This is a genomic window from Acaryochloris thomasi RCC1774 (assembly GCF_003231495.1).
Lineage (GTDB): Bacteria > Cyanobacteriota > Cyanobacteriia > Thermosynechococcales > Thermosynechococcaceae > RCC1774.
In genome coordinates this window covers 71,006-87,036 of record NZ_PQWO01000007.1, presented here as the reverse complement: position 1 = coordinate 87,036, position 16,031 = coordinate 71,006, and the positions used below count along the sequence as shown (strand labels likewise).

The 16,031-nt window shown below is 51.3% G+C and carries 10 protein-coding genes; 5 read left to right on the top strand and 5 right to left on the bottom strand.

Features of this window, described 5'->3' with window-relative positions; all coding sequences use genetic code 11:
• The first annotated feature begins 37 nt into the window (after nucleotides 1–37).
• Complete coding sequence (locus C1752_RS12770; protein WP_233501581.1) at nucleotides 38–1,096, top strand: glycerate kinase; 1,059 nt, start codon at nucleotides 38–40, stop codon at nucleotides 1,094–1,096.
• A gap of 25 nt (nucleotides 1,097–1,121) precedes the next feature.
• On the opposite strand, the gene C1752_RS12765 is transcribed toward C1752_RS12770, so the two are convergent.
• Nucleotides 1,122–3,083 (bottom strand): ferric reductase-like transmembrane domain-containing protein, encoded by a 1,962-nt coding sequence (locus C1752_RS12765; protein ID WP_110986460.1) that lies wholly within the window; start codon nucleotides 3,081–3,083, stop codon nucleotides 1,122–1,124.
• Between the two features lie 439 nt (nucleotides 3,084–3,522).
• Here C1752_RS12765 and C1752_RS28435 point away from each other — a divergent pair, with 439 nt between their 5' ends.
• The 4 genes from C1752_RS28435 to C1752_RS12750 all read left to right on the top strand — a co-directional run bounded on the left by C1752_RS28435 (nucleotide 3,523) and on the right by C1752_RS12750 (nucleotide 7,051).
• The gene (locus C1752_RS28435; protein ID WP_158535088.1) at nucleotides 3,523–3,690 is read left to right on the top strand and encodes a hypothetical protein; all 168 of its coding nucleotides are present in this window, start codon (nucleotides 3,523–3,525) and stop codon (nucleotides 3,688–3,690) included.
• 368 nt (nucleotides 3,691–4,058) lie between these two features.
• Nucleotides 4,059–5,141 (top strand): CDP-glucose 4,6-dehydratase, encoded by a 1,083-nt coding sequence (rfbG, locus tag C1752_RS12760; RefSeq protein ID WP_110986459.1) that lies wholly within the window; start codon nucleotides 4,059–4,061, stop codon nucleotides 5,139–5,141.
• A gap of 57 nt (nucleotides 5,142–5,198) precedes the next feature.
• On the top strand, nucleotides 5,199–5,756 hold the full coding sequence (gene rfbC, locus C1752_RS12755; RefSeq protein ID WP_110986458.1) for a dTDP-4-dehydrorhamnose 3,5-epimerase: 558 nt from the start codon (nucleotides 5,199–5,201) through the stop codon (nucleotides 5,754–5,756).
• The gene (locus C1752_RS12750) at nucleotides 5,753–7,051 is read left to right on the top strand and encodes an NAD(P)H-dependent oxidoreductase (RefSeq protein ID WP_110986457.1); all 1,299 of its coding nucleotides are present in this window, start codon (nucleotides 5,753–5,755) and stop codon (nucleotides 7,049–7,051) included. The genes rfbC and C1752_RS12750 overlap by 4 nt, the downstream gene beginning before the upstream one ends.
• Nucleotides 7,052–7,293: 242 nt before the next feature.
• Here the strand turns inward: C1752_RS12750 and drmC are convergent, their stop codons facing one another.
• From drmC to C1752_RS12725, 4 genes are read right to left on the bottom strand one after another with little or no spacing between them, the layout of a single operon-like run.
• A complete protein-coding gene (drmC, locus tag C1752_RS12740) occupies nucleotides 7,294–8,103 on the bottom strand; it encodes a DISARM system phospholipase D-like protein DrmC (protein ID WP_158535087.1) in 810 nt (269 codons plus the stop codon).
• Nucleotides 8,104–8,107: 4 nt separating this feature from the next.
• Nucleotides 8,108–9,973: an MrfA Zn-binding domain-containing protein gene (gene drmB / locus C1752_RS12735; protein ID WP_110986455.1), complete on the bottom strand. Its 1,866-nt coding sequence runs from the start codon at nucleotides 9,971–9,973 to the stop codon at nucleotides 8,108–8,110.
• A 10-nt stretch (nucleotides 9,974–9,983) separates the two neighbouring features.
• Nucleotides 9,984–13,889 carry a DISARM system helicase DrmA gene (drmA, locus tag C1752_RS12730; protein ID WP_110986454.1) on the bottom strand — a complete coding sequence of 1,302 codons (3,906 nt, stop codon included), beginning with the start codon at nucleotides 13,887–13,889 and terminating at the stop codon, nucleotides 9,984–9,986.
• Nucleotides 13,886–16,000, bottom strand: a complete 2,115-nt coding sequence (locus C1752_RS12725) for a UvrD-helicase domain-containing protein (protein ID WP_110986453.1) — start codon at nucleotides 15,998–16,000, stop codon at nucleotides 13,886–13,888. The genes drmA and C1752_RS12725 overlap by 4 nt, the downstream gene beginning before the upstream one ends.
• Between the last annotated feature and the right edge of the window lie 31 nt (nucleotides 16,001–16,031).

The following is a 16,031-nucleotide window of genomic DNA, read 5'->3' as shown; positions in this document are numbered from 1 at the left end:
CTGTGACGGCATCCCAGGAGATGAGACAGAAGCACAAATGAATATGTCTACACCAATGGTCGAGAGCTTGCATTCTTTGGTTTCGGGTCAATCATTAAGTTCGGTTCAGAGATCGCAACTCGCAACCCAGATGTTGTCTGATCCAGACTGGGCTGTAGCCTTTGGCGTGACACCCGAGACCGTGGAGGATGTGATTGACGTGCGATCGCAACTCCTCCCGAACCTCTATCCCAAAGTCCAGCAATATTGGCAAGACTGCCAGATTCAAACGCCCTGCATCGATCTCCTGTGGCAGTTCTGGCTTCCCCTAGCCCAGAGACTCATTCAGACCCATCAACAGCTCAATCGCCCTCTCATCCAAGGCATCTTAGGAATGCAGGGTGCAGGCAAATCAACGCTGACTGCAATGCTGTGCTTGATTTTGCAACAGCTTGGCTACACCAGCCTCACGCTTTCCATTGATGACCTGTACAAAACCTACGCAGACCGTCAGCAACTCCAGCAGCAAGATCCGCGACTTATTTGGCGTGGGCCACCCGGAACCCATGATATTGACATCGGCATCGAGATTTTAGATCGACTCCGCTTCGCTCAAGCCGTGGATATTCCCCGATTTGATAAGTCAGCTCACAATGGACAGGGCGATCGCAGCGGCTTTGAATCCGCTCAACCAGCCGATATCGTTCTATTTGAAGGCTGGTTCACGGGCCTCTTTCCATTGCCAGATAGCGCATTCGAAGATCCTCCTGCTCCCATCAACACACCGGAAGACCTGACCTTCGCACAGGAGATGAATCAAGCACTCAATGACTATTCGCCACTTTGGGAACGGCTCGACTCTTTGATCGTGCTGCAGCTCGCCGACTATCAACTCAGCAAACGCTGGCGGATCAATGCCGAACGAGTTGCGATCGCAACAGGCAAAACCGGCATGGACAAAACAGAGGTAGAGCAATTCGTAGACTACTTCTGGAAAGCTCTCCATCCAAAGTTGTTTATTCCTGCACTGATCCAAAAACCACAGGCCGTCGATCTAGTGATTGAGATCAACGCAGAGCATTTACCTAGAAAGATTTACTCCGGGATCACGACTTGATCAAATCCATCACTTTCTCTGGGCATCAAAAATTTTCTTTCCGGTACGAGAAACCGTAGGCATTGCACAGCTGCCCTAGTGTTCTCGATAAACCTCTAGGTCCACAATAAAAAACATCGACTTTTTCAGTCGGATATTGCAATTTCAACTGGGGAAAGATTTCATTCCAATTCGGTCGACCCGCATGGGTTTGATTCTTGAGGCCGGTCACCAAATCCACCTTGTGCTCGTTATGCAATAAATCCATTGCAGTGTACAGAGAGACCAGTTGCATATTTATGTTTTTAGGCATACCGGTCAGATACAGGTTGATATCAAACAGATTAAAAGTATCTTCAGCCTCCAGTTTTTGGAGCAAAGCCAGAAACCATTCGAACGAAGATTGATCACGATTGAACCAGTAGAAATGAACTTTCTCTAGGTTTAGCTCCTTCGCCTCCATTTGGCGTTGATGCAAAATGCTCTGCAGAATAGAAGCATAGGGAGTCACTCCTATTCCTCCTGCAATCAGAACAGCATGTTGCGATCGATAAATATGACTACTGGGACTATGATAAGGGCCATCCAAATACACTGGAATCTTAGGAAAAGCACTATCGTCCTTCCGAGCTGGCATCCAATCACGGAATTGGCTATACAGCGTTCCAGTCCAGCTTCCAACGGCTCGTATATGCAGGCACAAAGAGTCTTCCTTTTCAGGCGCACTACTAATAGTAAAAGGATGCCACTCAAAGCTGGCAACACCAGGACATTTCACGTAGAGATAGTCAGATGCCTTATAACTAAAATCATGTGGTCGAGCAATCTCCAACGCTAAAACATTGCTGGGTAAGATCTGAGCATTGGTAATATGAGTTGTACGCTTTCTTTGCCGATAACGGACGATTTGTTCAATCAGAAATGCCCCGAGCGATACAGCCACCCATTTTATGAAGTGGGGGCCATGAGCGATCATCAGCCCTAGCCAGGGGATATAAGCGAAATGAGCAATATAAAAGAGATTGAACTTGCCTTTTTCCCGCACAAAAGGTTGGGCTGTAATCCACATCAGCAATAGAATTAGCAGTAGCAGCACTCCCGTCAACCCTGCTCCCTCGGACAGGAATGAGCGCAAATCTTGATTGTCTGACACAAGATTGCCAATATGAGCCACAGTATGAACGACCGCCAAGACAAAAATTGTGTGCCCCACTAGCTTGTGAAATGCAAGATGTTTGTCTATTGGCAAATAATCATTGAGTTTGGTTTTACGCAACCAAGTCATCCAGCGTCGCATGATTGGCACTAGAACCAAAGCGCCACTGAAGTTCAAAGCTAACCCACATCCTCTAGCAAGTCGGAGAAAAGAAGTTCCCGAAGCATATTCAGGATTAGTATAGGCACGAAAAAACAGAAAAACGTTAACGGCTATGTACGAAGAGACAAATAACACCTTTCCCCAATTATTTTGAAGATGATGCCATCGCCGTAACCATTCTTCTTTTGTTGTTGTACTCAGAGGTTCTGTTTTAGAAGGCTGTAGCCATTGAGCAGGACTCACAGACATTACATTCTGCAAACGAGGTGACTGCCCCAACAATGCCTCAAACTCTGGCAGAGATATTTCCCCATCCTCATTAGTGTCAGCTTTATCGAGTAAGATATCTCGCAATTGTTGAAGCTGACTTGTGGGCAGATAAAATTGGGTCTCTCTTAAGCTTGCCCCGATAAACTTTGCGAGTTCGTTTTTATCAATGTAGCCATCATCGTTAATATCATGAAGTCGAAAAGCGAATCTAATCTCGTCTTCTTGTGCCCAATTAAAACCCTGCACAAATTCCCGAAAATTTACGCCCCCCGTTTTATCTACGTCAAAGATAGTGAATAAACGTTTGCACAAAAAATCATTCTTGAAATCAAAGACTTCCTGAAATTCATCAATACTGAGCTTGCGATCAGCACCCGCAAAATCCAGAAACTTTTGTTCTAGAATTTCAAAATCGTTCATTATCCATATGAATGACAGCTAAGCGTAGTATTAATTATTCGAGAAAAACGACCATATTCTAAGAGCGAAGCATTTCATAGAATACAGGCACTATTATGAGCGACAGAAAAGCCACTCTAAATCTTTACATAATCGCCCCTTTGCAACGACATTTAGCTAATTGTCTGTCATCACTCAAGTATTTATGCAACTGCTCATCTATATACGAAAAAATAGTGCGGACCAGAAGTAAAACCTTAGCTGGACTTCATCCATTTCAATTCATGACAATCTTTGATAAGCCGAGAGGCTGAGGGAGCGGTGGGATAGCTCTGTAAATGTCTTAGAACAAATTATGTGACGATGGGCCAGGCCTGAGCTATCAGAGCTTGATACCACCTAAACAATTAGGATTTAGAGATTTATACGAAATTACGGGGGATTTTACGGCACCACTGTCATGATACTCAGTCTTACCTGTGGCCTCGGGATGCCTGCGGCTTTGGCAAACTCTGCTGATTATTACGTCGGGGCTGGTGCTAGAGCAGGATTCAATGATGACACAGCAGCGGTCATCAACGCGAAACTCAAAATAGCTGACTTCGGTAGAGATCAGCCTTTCGAGTAGACCCGCACTCTTAATCAGCAATGCGACAGAGCTGCGCCTTGCATTGACCAGCGAGAAAGAACTTATTCGTAACGGGTCGCCTTTTCTAGAAGGATGGATTAGACCATCATGAAACAGGGGCCACAAGAGTTGATCAAGTCCAGCCCCATATTTTCCACTACAGTTGGCAACAATTCAGAGGAAATTATTTCAGGAAAGGCGCATCGTTAATTTAGGATAGTACTCCATCAGAAGAGAGGCTGTAAGCCAATGATAGCCATAGGAAGACAGCTTACCCTGTGGTATATTACGGAGGCTAACTCTGCCCGTGGTATTGGTGAACTCATAACCTATTGCGGCTGTACGACGTCTAAGAAGTAAAGGCAGAGATGAATTCAAAATTCTGGAACGGTAAAAGAGTTCTCGTTACCGGTCATACGGGTTTTAAGGGAAGTTGGCTATCGCTCTGGCTCCAGAAAAGTGGAGCTGATGTAACGGGATATGCCCTAGCCCCGCCGAGCAATCCAAACTTATTTGAGACAGCTCGGATCGCCGATGGCATGACCTCAATTCTGGGAGATGTTCGAGACCTGTCCCATCTGCAGGAAACCATCGCTCAGCACCAGCCCGAGATTGTGATTCATATGGCGGCTCAACCGCTGGTTCGATACTCTTATCAGCACCCTGTCGAAACCTACGCCACCAACGTGATGGGCACCGTCCATGTTCTAGAAGCAGTTCGGCAGGCTGAAGGGATTCGAGTCGTCGTCAATGTCACCAGCGACAAGTGCTACGAAAATCGTGAGTGGGTTTGGGGCTATCGAGAGAATGAGGCCATGGGGGGACATGACCCTTACTCCAACAGCAAAGGTTGCGCCGAACTGGTCGCGGCAGCCTACCGCAGCTCCTATTTTTCACCTCAAACCTATGCTGAACATGGGGTCGGTCTCGCCAGCGTTAGAGCCGGCAACGTGATTGGTGGCGGCGACTGGGCCGGAGATCGCCTGATTCCAGACATCATCCGCGCCATTATGGCAAAAGAAACAGTTGTGATTCGCAGCCCCAACTCCATTCGCCCTTGGCAGCATGTACTAGAGCCATTAGGAGGCTATCTAATGCTGGCGGAGCACCTTTGGGATGCAGGCGAGGCCTACGCCGAAGGCTGGAACTTTGGCCCCAACGACGAAGATGCCAAACCGGTTTCTTGGATTGTCGAACAGCTCACGCAGCTCTGGGGCGATAATGCTCAGTGGAAGCTGGATACGCAGGTGAATCCCCATGAGGCCACCTACTTAAAACTGGACTGCTCCAAAGCAAAAAACCGTCTCAAGTGGTCGCCGAAGCTAGACTTAGCGACCACCCTCAACTGGATTATCGAGTGGTACCGCAGCTATCTCAACGGGGATGATGTGCGTCAGCTCACGGAGCAGCAAATTGAGCAGTATGAGACCTGTGGTCAGCCACCTGTTTAACCTTTTTGACCTCAGATAATTTGACGATCCATAACCGCCAATCGTTATCACCTCACCATGATTTTTACAAAAACCGCCATTCAAGGTGTCTATATTATTGATTTAGAGCTGCGAGAGGATGATCGCGGGGGCTTTGCTCGCACCTTCTGCGCCCAGGAGTTTGAGGCCCACGAGCTGAAGCCAACTTTTGTGCAATGTAATCTTTCGTTCAACCACCAGAAAGGGACGCTGCGAGGGATGCATTATCAAACGCCTCCGGCAACAGAGGTGAAGCTGGTGCGCTGCACCCAGGGAGCCGTTTATGACGTGATTATAGATTTGCGCCCTGACTCACCGACCTACCTTACCCATGTAGGGGTTGAGTTGACAGCCGAAAATCGCCGAGCGTTCTACGTCCCAGAAATGTTTGCCCACGGCTACCAAACCCTGACGGACAATGCTGAAGTCACTTATCAAGTCAGCGAGTTTTATACCCCAGGGCACGAGCAGGGGTTACGACATAGCGATCCAGGGCTAAAAATTGACTGGCCGCTCCCGGTGACTATGATTTCAGAGAAAGATGCCAACTGGGCTCTCCTTAAAGATCACCCCTTGTCAGCAGGAATTTCATCATGATCATTATTGATACGGCCCTCAAGGCTCGGGCCGAGGCGAAGAATCCCGTACGGGTAGGTATGATTGGCTCCGGCTTTATGGGGCGAGGTATTGCCAATCAAATTATTAATTCAGTGCCGGGTATGGACCTAGTGGCGGTCTTCAGTCGGCAATCAGAAAGTGCCAAACGTGCCTATCTTGAGGCGGGTATTGACGCCATTGAGACTGTCACCACTGTGACCGATCTTGAAGATGCGATCGCAAACCACAAATCCGCCGTCACCGAAGATCCTTTCTTGCTGTGTAAAGCAGACAACATCGACGTACTGATCGAGGTCACAGGAACCATTGAGTTTGGAACCCACGTCGTAGTGGAAGCCATCAACCACGGCAAACACATCATTCTCATGAACGCAGAGCTGGACGGCACCATTGGTCCAATATTGAAAGTTCATGCCGATCGCGCAGGGGTTGTGATTTCTAACTGCGATGGCGATCAGCCCGGGGTGGAGATGAACCTCTATCGCTACGTGAAAAGCATTGGCTTTACCCCCTTACTTTGCGGCAACATCAAAGGGCTACAGGACCGCTATCGCAACCCCACCACTCAAAAGAGCTTTGCTGAACAATGGAAGCAGGCAGCCTACATGGTCACTAGCTTTGCCGACGGCACTAAGATTTCCTTCGAGCAGGCGATTGTCGCCAACGCCACCGGCATGCAGGTCGCCCAGCGCGGAATGCTGGGCTACGATTTTCGCGGTCACGTTGATGAGATGACCCACCTATACGATGTGGAGCAGCTCAAAGAACTGGGCGGCATTGTTGATTACGTTGTCGGCGCTCAGCCCGCTGCGGGAGTCTTTATCTACGCCACCAATGATGATCCCAAGCACCAACATTACCTCAACTATTACAAGCGCGGCGAAGGTCCACTTTACAGCTTCTATACGCCCTACCATATCTGCCATTTTGAGGTACCCCTATCAGCAGCTCGGGCGGTTTTATTTAAGGATCCGGTAATGGCTCCGCTCGGTAGACCCAGGGTGGATGTGATTGCCTGTGCCAAAACGGATCTAAAGGCAGGTGAGACTCTCGACGGAATTGGCTACTACATGACCTATGGACAGTGTGAAAATGCTGAAGTTGTGCAGACACAGAATCTCTTACCGATGGGGCTAGCAGAAGGCTGTCGATTGAAGCGAGACCTCTCAAAGGATCAGGTGTTAACCTACGACGATGTTGAGTTGCCTGCAGATCGGATGTGCGATCGTCTTAGGTCAGAACAAAACGCCCATTTCTCGCTTGTGAAGTCCTAGAAATATAGATGAGCCACCCGAAATCTCTGTTGAAGGAACATGACAGCAGATCTATGGGGGATTCGATAAATAAACAAGAGATGAAAATCCTTCGTCAAAAGATTGAGGGGGGACGTTGAGATCGCAAACGCACTCGAGCGGCATCGAAAACTGGGCGAATTCATTGCGGTCTGGCGTGATGGTGAAGTTATAATTCTGCCGCCGAACCAAATTCCTGTAGCCGAAGATGAGCAGAACAAGACTTAATGATCGACCAAGGCAATGATTTCTTGCTGAATAAGTTGATCGAAATGCTCCGAGACCTGACAAGATAAGGCTTTGCCATTTACTAAAAGTCCCATTTCCATATTGAGCAACATAGCATAGCCCGTGAGATTAGCACTCGTGATAAAAAGACGTTGACGATCTGAGATCGCAACTTTCATATGCAAAGAGCCCTGCCGACCGGCTTTATCTTTAGGCCTTTTAGCTTTATCCCATTCGTAGACTTCCGCTCGCATAGCAACTTCTTGACCGAGCCCTGCTTTAACGCCAAAGGGTACGACGGTGTCGCCTGCAGTCGTTTCTGCAATAATCCGCACTTGAACGCCTCGATCTAAAGCAGCAATGAGGGCCTGGGTGAGTGTAGGAACCTTGTAAAGCGCAAAGCTTGCCAAAGTCAGCTCCTCTGAAGCGACGCGAATGAGCTGTAGCAAAACCTGCTCTGTGCGGCGGACGGGAATTCTTGAGACCTCTGGCCCTGTCCAAACAATTTCTATATTAAGCGCTTCTTCAGCGCGCTCAATACTGTAATGCGCAGAGCATAAAGCTGTCGCAAGAGATTCGCCTTGTAATACAGGATTGTCCTCAGACCAAACGGCTAATAAATCCGTGAAAGCTCGCCGCCAAACAGGCTTAGGGAGCTGCTGAAGCAAAGGCAGCCAAGCCGTTTTGCTATCAGTTGCCTGAGGAACGTCAGCAAGAAAATTAGCCACGGTTGAGAGCACCGACTGTGGTAACTGCTGAGCCACTCGATGAATGTGGGCGAGCAGCCGAGGGGAGAGGGGTCGCAAAGGACTACTCCGGCTGGAAAAAGGCAAAGTTTTCGGTGGTTTGATTCACCATTGTCACAAGCAGGGCTCGGTCAAGATACTTATTGCCGCGCTCACAGGAGGTTTCAGGGCTAAAGAGGCAGGCATGGCAAGCAGAGCCGTGGAGGGTGCCATCCTGCAGTGACTCGTGTTCGGCACACAGCGGATCGGAGGCGCACAGGCCAATTTGTTCGAGGGCTTGGTCGATGTGTCGTCCCAGCACGACGGGTTTCCCAAGTCCGACTAAGCCGCCCAGGGTGCCTTCGCTATCTGGAGAGGCCGTATAGATTAAGATGCCGGCCATTAAGACATCGTCTCCTCGACGGCTTGAGTAGATGCGCTCCCGTAGGCTGGCCGCTGCGTAGCCACACTCAATAGCCATTTGACGCATGAGCGCGTGAGCAAAGGAGTGAAGGAGCATATATCGCAGTTCTGGAAAATTTTCGGCTGGGTTATCAATATTGCGGGCGCAGCGCCATTGGGTGTGGGCCATGTGGCTTTGTTCTTCATAGGCTTCTAAGGCAGGATAGCGCTCTATCCAGTTTGCGATCGCATCTTCACGAAACTGAAGAAAAATACCTTCTCCGCGAATGTCGCTAGCCGGAACCCACTTGGGCAGCTCTCGGCTGAGCGGCGCTAAAGTAACATCATTAATATCGCCGATATCGCTGAGGTCTCCAGGAGATTCAATGCGTGTAAAACCGATCAGAGCGCGCACCTCGCGGAGCCGTTCAACGAGCACAGTTTTGGTGAAATAGGTGCCATAGCCAGTGGGTGGGCCTTCTGGCTTTAGACGAAAGTTGGCTGTGTTCAGGTCTGGATTGGCATTCGACAATACTTCCCATTCAGGTAACTTCAGGTTTCTGACGTCTTCTGATTGAGCAGGATTGGGAGACTGCTGTCTTTGGATTTCTTGCCAGAGGTCTATATCTGAATATTGAGAGAAGGCCTTGAGCTGGCCAATTCGCCGCAGCAGATCAACCTGGGAGGCATCAGATATCTCTTTGAGCGTGGCCCAGTGGGTTTCGACAAGCTGACCGAGGGAATTGCTGGTTCCGGGAATCGAAAGCACCGGGAGGGTGACTGGGAACCAGCTATTAGAAGCCCCCAGCAAAATGGATTTCATTTGCTCTGAGCAACCGTCGTCGTGGAAGTTGCGCAGGTGCGGATGACGGGCTCTGCATTGGGGCATATTTTGTTGACCAGTGTTACCAAAGGCTGCGGCCATTGAGCGGGATGCACCGCAGCGATCGCACTTGACAATCACATCAGCCGCCGAGCCTGAAATCCCTGCTTCTTCTAACCGTAGTCGTCCCGGGCACTCACCTTGACCCCGATGGATAAAGTATAGCCATGGGAAATCATCTAAATGACCTTGGCTACAGGCCACCAAGAATCTGGCGGGAATAACGGTGGGGGGATATTTGCCCGACTTCGTACAGTTACCGTGGATATAGCGAGTTTTGTCAGGGCGATAGAGGTCGTTTTTGAGGGTGAACATACTGCTGCTGAAGGGAGCCAGCAACCGACAAGCCTGACACACCCCCCAGCCAGGGAACGGCGAGACAGGAATACCCACTTTTGCAGCTTGACCCAGCGGACTGATCGCCCCCCTTGGATCGCTCAACGGCACAGGGGGCGGGATCAGCTTTTGCACCTGTGAGCCTAGCTTTTCGCACACGGCTGCAAGCAATCGCTCCTCAGCCAGCGGATCGGAGAGAGCCGTGTCCCACTCATTCAAGCCCATCACCATCACCGAGAGATTGGGCAGATCAACCACCGCGCCAATCCCAAAGGAAAACATAATTTGGCTGGGGCGAAGCTCTCCGACTTTGTATCGTTCAGTATTCATCGCTCAATATTTAAGGTGTTACGGGCATGGGCTGAGGGGGGCTGCTGGTATCGTCGTCAGGAACCTGTGGATTGAGAATGAGGCCAATGGCAGGTTCTACATTGCGCAAGGAATTAAGGCACGTAAACGGCTGCAATCCCTCACTGCCAGGTTGCTCCAGCAAGCCAAGGGTAACGTCATCTTTGGCTGTTTTATAGCCGAGTTCTTTGCCGCCCTCAGTATCTTGAGCTTGGGCGAGCCAGTAGTCTAGGCGATGGTCGAGTTCGCGCTGCACAAAATCTCGCACAGCAGGATCGCCGCTCACGTGCCAAGCCCTCTCTACAATTTGTTGAATGGCGGTTTGAATATAGGGATCATCTCGGCGGATGCGGCTAGCCCACTTATTGAGATTGTATTCTTCATTATTCAGCCGGACGAGAGACACAAGCAGCGCCGCTAAGCCGCGATCGGTTGCCCCCGGGGAGAAAGGCGTGAGAGAAAGACTTTCTACATGCTGATAGAACGTGGAATGATAGTGTTCAAATCGCTCATAGTGAGAAAGATCTCTGGGTCTAGCCCAGTTGAAGATAGTGACAACAAGACCGGGGTGCTGACGCCCAACTCGGGACGTAGATTGAATGTATTCGGCGGTGGTTTTGGGCTGACCAGTGACGGCCATGATGCCCAGCCTGCCCACGTCTACTCCGACTGAAATCATGTTAGTGGCGAGCAACACATCAAGAGGGGTGGGGCGATCTTTACTGCGCTTTCGCTCACCGACGAAAGGGGTTTCCATCCAGTCGAGCACCTTAGGAATATCCGTTGAAGATTTTCGGGAGGTGAGTTCTTCGACCATCAGCTGACGGCGGTTAGAGAGTCCACGCCGATCCATTTTGTTGAGGCGCTGCTGAATGTCATCGTCTATGAGTCGGCGGGTGCCGCCTAGTTCTCGCATGGAATTGAAGTAGCCCACCAGAGTCATCCACGGATCGGCCTTGTCACCGGCTCGCTCAAACATATCTTGGGAGGCGGCAAGTATCGCGGTATAGACGCGGATAGTGGCGGCTTTTAGGCGGCGTCCTGTGGCACAAATCCCTAAATACCTTCTGCCGGGGTAGTCTTCACCGGGGGAGCGCTGGCGAGAGAAAAAGTTGTCGCTAATGTCTAACCCCTGAGGTGGGAACACGTCTACTTTTCGCAAAAAGAGATCGTGCATCTGAGACTGTGCCTGCCGAATCGTTGCAGTGGAGGCAATTACCTTGGGCCGGACTGTTTTGCCGTCTATTTCCCAGGAAGCGAGCTGGTCGATGGCGGTTTCGTATAGGCCAACGAGGGTGCCCAAGGGGCCACTAATCAAGTGCAATTCATCTTGAATAATCAGATCGGGCGGGCGAAGATTGTTGATTGATTTAGTCATGGCTTTGGGCAAGCCATATTTAGCTGGATGGCTGTCGCTATCTTCAATTTCAGGAGAGCGATAACCGTGGCGATCGCAATACCCATTCACCCGTCCAAAGAGCATCTGCGTTTCACCTTTCCAGGGCATTTGAGCAAACTTATCAACGGTGGCAATCAGCAGGATCGGCAGCCGCCGGTAAATCTCTTCATCGACGACTACGACCGGCAGACCTTCTTCTTTAGCTTGCTTGCGGCTGAAGGGACAGTGCCCAAGGATATCGCCACAGTGAACGAGGGTGCGGGCTTTACCTTTTTTGAAGGAACTCACGCTGATGTGTCTGCCTTCATCAATCTCGGTTCCGCACCAGGGGCAGCTCGTGAGCTGATGGGGGGAGCCACCACTGGGTGGCAGGCTGCGAGCCTTGAGCGCTTCGACGTAAGCCTCGCTGTCTTGCGTTCGGTTTGGAGTAGTTTTCATCCCTACCCACAGGCCAATGCGAAAAGGCTCTTCACCCCAGGTTTCTACGTCTTCACGGCGGATCACCTCACAGGCACAGATGAGGACGGTGGCTCGCTGGAACTGCTGTAAGGTGAGCAGCCTGAGGGTGTAGCGCATGAGCACGGCAACTCCTGCGGCCCCTGAACGTCCGGCGATGGTGCCCTGAAGCCTGCGAAGACCAATAGTGTAGGCTGCAAGGCCAAGATAAGCTTCGGTTTTACCACCGCCTGTCGGGAACCAAAGCAGGTCTGACATAGCTTCAGTCGGATGGCAGCGATCGCGATGCGTCAGATCGGTGGTGCTCGGCAAGTTCAACAGAATAAAGGCGAGCTGAAAGGGGTACCACTTCGGCGAATCTATGGCATCTAGGTTGATCGCCTCCCCACGCCTTTTTTTGCTGGAATAAATAGAGCGCACTCGCTGCAGATACATGGCCCGGTTCATAAACAGAAAGGCGCGAGCGGCTTGGGGGTTAGTGCGTAGGGTTTCGATGCCTGCCCGGATACGAGCCAGGGCGCGATCGCACTTTTCCAGCGCCTCATGCGCACTGCTTTGATAGTCTTCTAATCCCTCATCAGGGTCCGTTAAGCGATCACGCTGCCCCTGTATCCATTGCTCATAGGCCATCGGCAAAGCCGCTAGCTGATCGGGCAAAGCGTCGGGCATTAGCCCCGCAAGCACTTTCATCTCTAGCACTAAGCCCTTTAAGGCAGGCTCTTCTGCGGCTGTGGGCGGCGTAGACTTTGGCACTTCAGAAACGGGAACCACCGTAGTTGCGAGCTGAGTTGCCCGAGTCGGATCGTTTGGTAAAACGCTTGCATGAACGCCGACACCGTGACCAACGGCAAACTCGACCTGCTGACGATAGAGCATATTCATCATTTGCTCTTCGCCATAGTAAACCGGATCTAGCTTGTGGTCAGCAGAGCGGCGATGGGGCTTTTTGAGAAAGATATCTGTTTGTTCTGTTGCCGATTTCACCGAAAGCTCAGGTTGAAAAAGCCAAGCACTATCGGCGTGCTTTTCGGGTTCAGTGCGATCATTGACCAAAAACAACGAGATCATCCAACAGCCTTGCTGGCGGCGAATTTTGCCTTTTACAAAGACGGCGAAGTCTTCATGAATACGCCAGTCCGTGAGAGTGCCTGCGCGCAGGGGAATGGATGGGGACTGTTTGCGAATGGGGTAGCGCTTCCAGATTAGTTTAGGGTTGCCTTTATCGGTTTCTTGATATTCGCCTTTAGTGCGCTCATATTGGCCCCATCCGGCGATAACGTAAATCGCTTCAGCTTCGTGACTCACGCAGAAGGTCATCCCCAAAGAAGAGGGAAAGATAGTCTTGGTGGCGGTGCGGGTCTGTTCGCTGCTGCCGTCTTCGATGGTTTCTATTCCGGCAACTTCTAGTGGATCCTGTAGTTCTAAAAGAGCGTCAATTGGAGCCTCACGGTCTCGCTTTTGAGGGGCCAATAGCCCGACTAAGTAGCGGTCGCTCACCCGATCGACATCAAGTTCTTCTTGAGGGCCTTGGGCTGGTCCCAAGAGATCTTTGACGACCCTAGCTTCAAGCTCCTGCCGAATCTGATAGGGCGTGAAAGCCTGCAAAATGCGATCGGGAACCGCTTCTGCAGGCTGTTCTTCGTAGAAATCTAGGTCAATTGTTTTGTCTGCTTGAGAGGCGGTTCTAATTGGGGGTAGCTGTAGCGGCTCTGCTTCGAATAGCTCCTGCTGCTGCCAGACTTCTGGCGTGAGCGCACTACCTGGCGCGGTAGCTTTCTTCTTAGGGGGTTCAGGAGGCGGATCGGCCTGGTCGAAATAGGCCATGATCGCATCGCCCAGCTCATCTGCCAGAACTGTATCTAAGCCCAAGCTTTCCGCATGGTCAGAGAGATCTAACCCCGCGAGCAACTGAGCCAACTGCGGCCCTTCAGGGTTAACAACGGCGCTCCAGTCTAGCTGAGCGGCGTGGGTTCTAAGCTGCTGATTAACGGCGCTGAGGTTGAGAACGCCAGGGAGCTGGGCCGGGAGCTGGATGATGTTCATGCGTCGGTCTTTCCCAAATTCCAAAAGTCAGAGTCAAAGGACTGTAGTAACGGACTGGGCTTGCGCTGAGGCCGAGCGGCGGGAACCACAACCAGTAACGCTCGCATGGCGCGGGTCATGGCCACAAAGAGGGTGCGGCGTTCGCGGGCCAAAATTTCTTGAATTTCGAGGTCTGAGGTGCCTTTGGGAATGTAGGGATAGACACCGTCAAAGAAGCCTGCGATCGCAACTATCGGAAACTCCAATCCTTTAGCCGCTTTGAGTGGCAACACCTTCACCCCTTTGCGGTTGAGATCAAGATCTTTGCTGGCCATAAAGTGGCTTTCTACACCGAGGTAGCAGAGCTGATCGGCGAGGGCCTTACCTGCTTTATCGCTGGGGGTGAGAATGGCACAAGCGCCCATGCCCAAGCGAAATTCGCGGGCGGCAGCGCGGCAAAACTGGGCCAGCAGGTAGCTTTCTTGTTCACGATCGCGCACTGCACGAATGGCGGGCGGTGGCCCGCTGTGAATGTACTGTGGCTCCAGAGTTTCATTATCTAAGCTGCCGTCGTACAGATAATTATGGGCGGCGGCATCAATTTCTTGGGTGGTGCGGTGGTTGACGCGCAGAATGCCGGTACGCCCCACAAACTTCAGTGATTCACTCACATCGGCCCAGCGGAATCCACTACCGTAAATGGACTGGTTGGCATCGGCGGTGATGAAGAGGCGATTGGGCTGGCGGCAGAGCTGGGCAAGCAGCCGCAGCGCATTCGGCTCTAAATCTTGAGCTTCGTCGATGATAACGGCGTCGTATACCAGCGGCGTATCGCTAGCCGCTAAGATTTTCAGCGCTCGGTTGCGCAACTGGGGCCAGGTTTCTATAGACTGTTCGCTGAGCTGCTGAGTAAAGTGCTGATGCAAATGCCAGACGGCTTGCCGCTGGGTTTTGTTGAGACGAACGCGACGTCCGCTGCGAGAGGTGGATTCATAATCGGCCAGGGATTGTAGGTTTCTGGCCGTGATGACGCTGTTGAGTTCTTCAAGCAGGTAGTCGGGATGGAGCCGCTGAAGAATGAGCCGCTGGGCCTGCTGCTGGAGGCGATTGCCAGGGAGAGATGAGATCGCATCTACCAGAGCTGACTTCAGCAGTCGTTTTTGCTGGGTACTGCTGGCGATCGCAGGCTTGCCGGTGGCCTTCACGACCAGGGCATAGGCGATTTTGTCGGCGGTTTTGACATCGACGAATTTAGCATCTGTACCAAGAAGCTGGGTCAGAAGCTGCTGCGAAAACTTCACCAAGGCATTGGTATAGGTGGTGAACAAGATTTTGGGCCGAGCAACGCCTTCGGCCTTAAGTCGATCGAGGACTTCGCGGGCGCGATAGAGGGCGACGGTGCTTTTGCCAGTGCCGGGGCCACCCTTCAGCAGAGTAGGGCCTTTGGACTTAATGGCCCAGGTCACATATTTTTCTTGTTCAGGATTGAGCTTCAGTAAAAAACCGAGCAGGTTACCTTCTTTGAACTTGAGCAGTTCATCAGCGCCTGCAATTAGGTCGGGCTGGCTGAGAACCTGGTCGAAGTTGGGCGTGGTGACGGCATCGAAAACGCGCTCACGCAAGGGTTCAGGAATGGCAGCGCTGGTGAGATGGTCGAGGGTTTTGCAGGCGGTGAGAGCGTCAAAAAACTGGGCGGGCACCAGCAGCCGCTTGAGAAAATCTGGCGTGAGCTGCACCGGGAGGTAGTTTTCAAGTTGCTCTACGGTGGGCTTTCTCTGAGCTGTAGGCGGAGCGGGCGTTGGCGTGAGCAAATCCTGCATGTCTGGCAGACTGCTGGTGTCTAGCTCGGTTTCACCCGCGACCAGCTTATCGCCTTTGTACACATCTTTGCGCGCATCTACCCCAAGGAGAGCAACCCAGCCGTTACCGTAGGTGTAAATGATGCGCTGATCGCCGGAGCGCAGGCGGTAAATGTTGCCTTTGTAGCCGTGGAGCTTTTTCTTAAGTTTGCCGTGGGGTTTGGGGTTTTCGCGCAGGAGTTCAATTTTTTCTAAAACCTGACGAAGACGATCTTGAGGAATAGTGAGGAGCTGGTTGGTGAAGGTGGGCTTGTAGAGCAGCTCAAAGGACATCTAAAGACTACATAGCTAAAGTCCTTGGCAT

Coding starts and splice junctions, on each gene's coding strand:
- C1752_RS12770 (WP_233501581.1), top strand. CDS start 38: ATGAATATGTCTACACCAATGGTCGAGAGCTTGCATTCTTTGGTTTCG.
- C1752_RS12765 (WP_110986460.1), bottom strand. CDS start 3,083: ATGAACGATTTTGAAATTCTAGAACAAAAGTTTCTGGATTTTGCGGGT.
- C1752_RS28435 (WP_158535088.1), top strand. CDS start 3,523: ATGATACTCAGTCTTACCTGTGGCCTCGGGATGCCTGCGGCTTTGGCA.
- rfbG (WP_110986459.1), top strand. CDS start 4,059: ATGAATTCAAAATTCTGGAACGGTAAAAGAGTTCTCGTTACCGGTCAT.
- rfbC (WP_110986458.1), top strand. CDS start 5,199: ATGATTTTTACAAAAACCGCCATTCAAGGTGTCTATATTATTGATTTA.
- C1752_RS12750 (WP_110986457.1), top strand. CDS start 5,753: ATGATCATTATTGATACGGCCCTCAAGGCTCGGGCCGAGGCGAAGAAT.
- drmB (WP_110986455.1), bottom strand. CDS start 9,973: ATGAATACTGAACGATACAAAGTCGGAGAGCTTCGCCCCAGCCAAATT.
- drmA (WP_110986454.1), bottom strand. CDS start 13,889: ATGAACATCATCCAGCTCCCGGCCCAGCTCCCTGGCGTTCTCAACCTC.
- C1752_RS12725 (WP_110986453.1), bottom strand. CDS start 16,000: ATGTCCTTTGAGCTGCTCTACAAGCCCACCTTCACCAACCAGCTCCTC.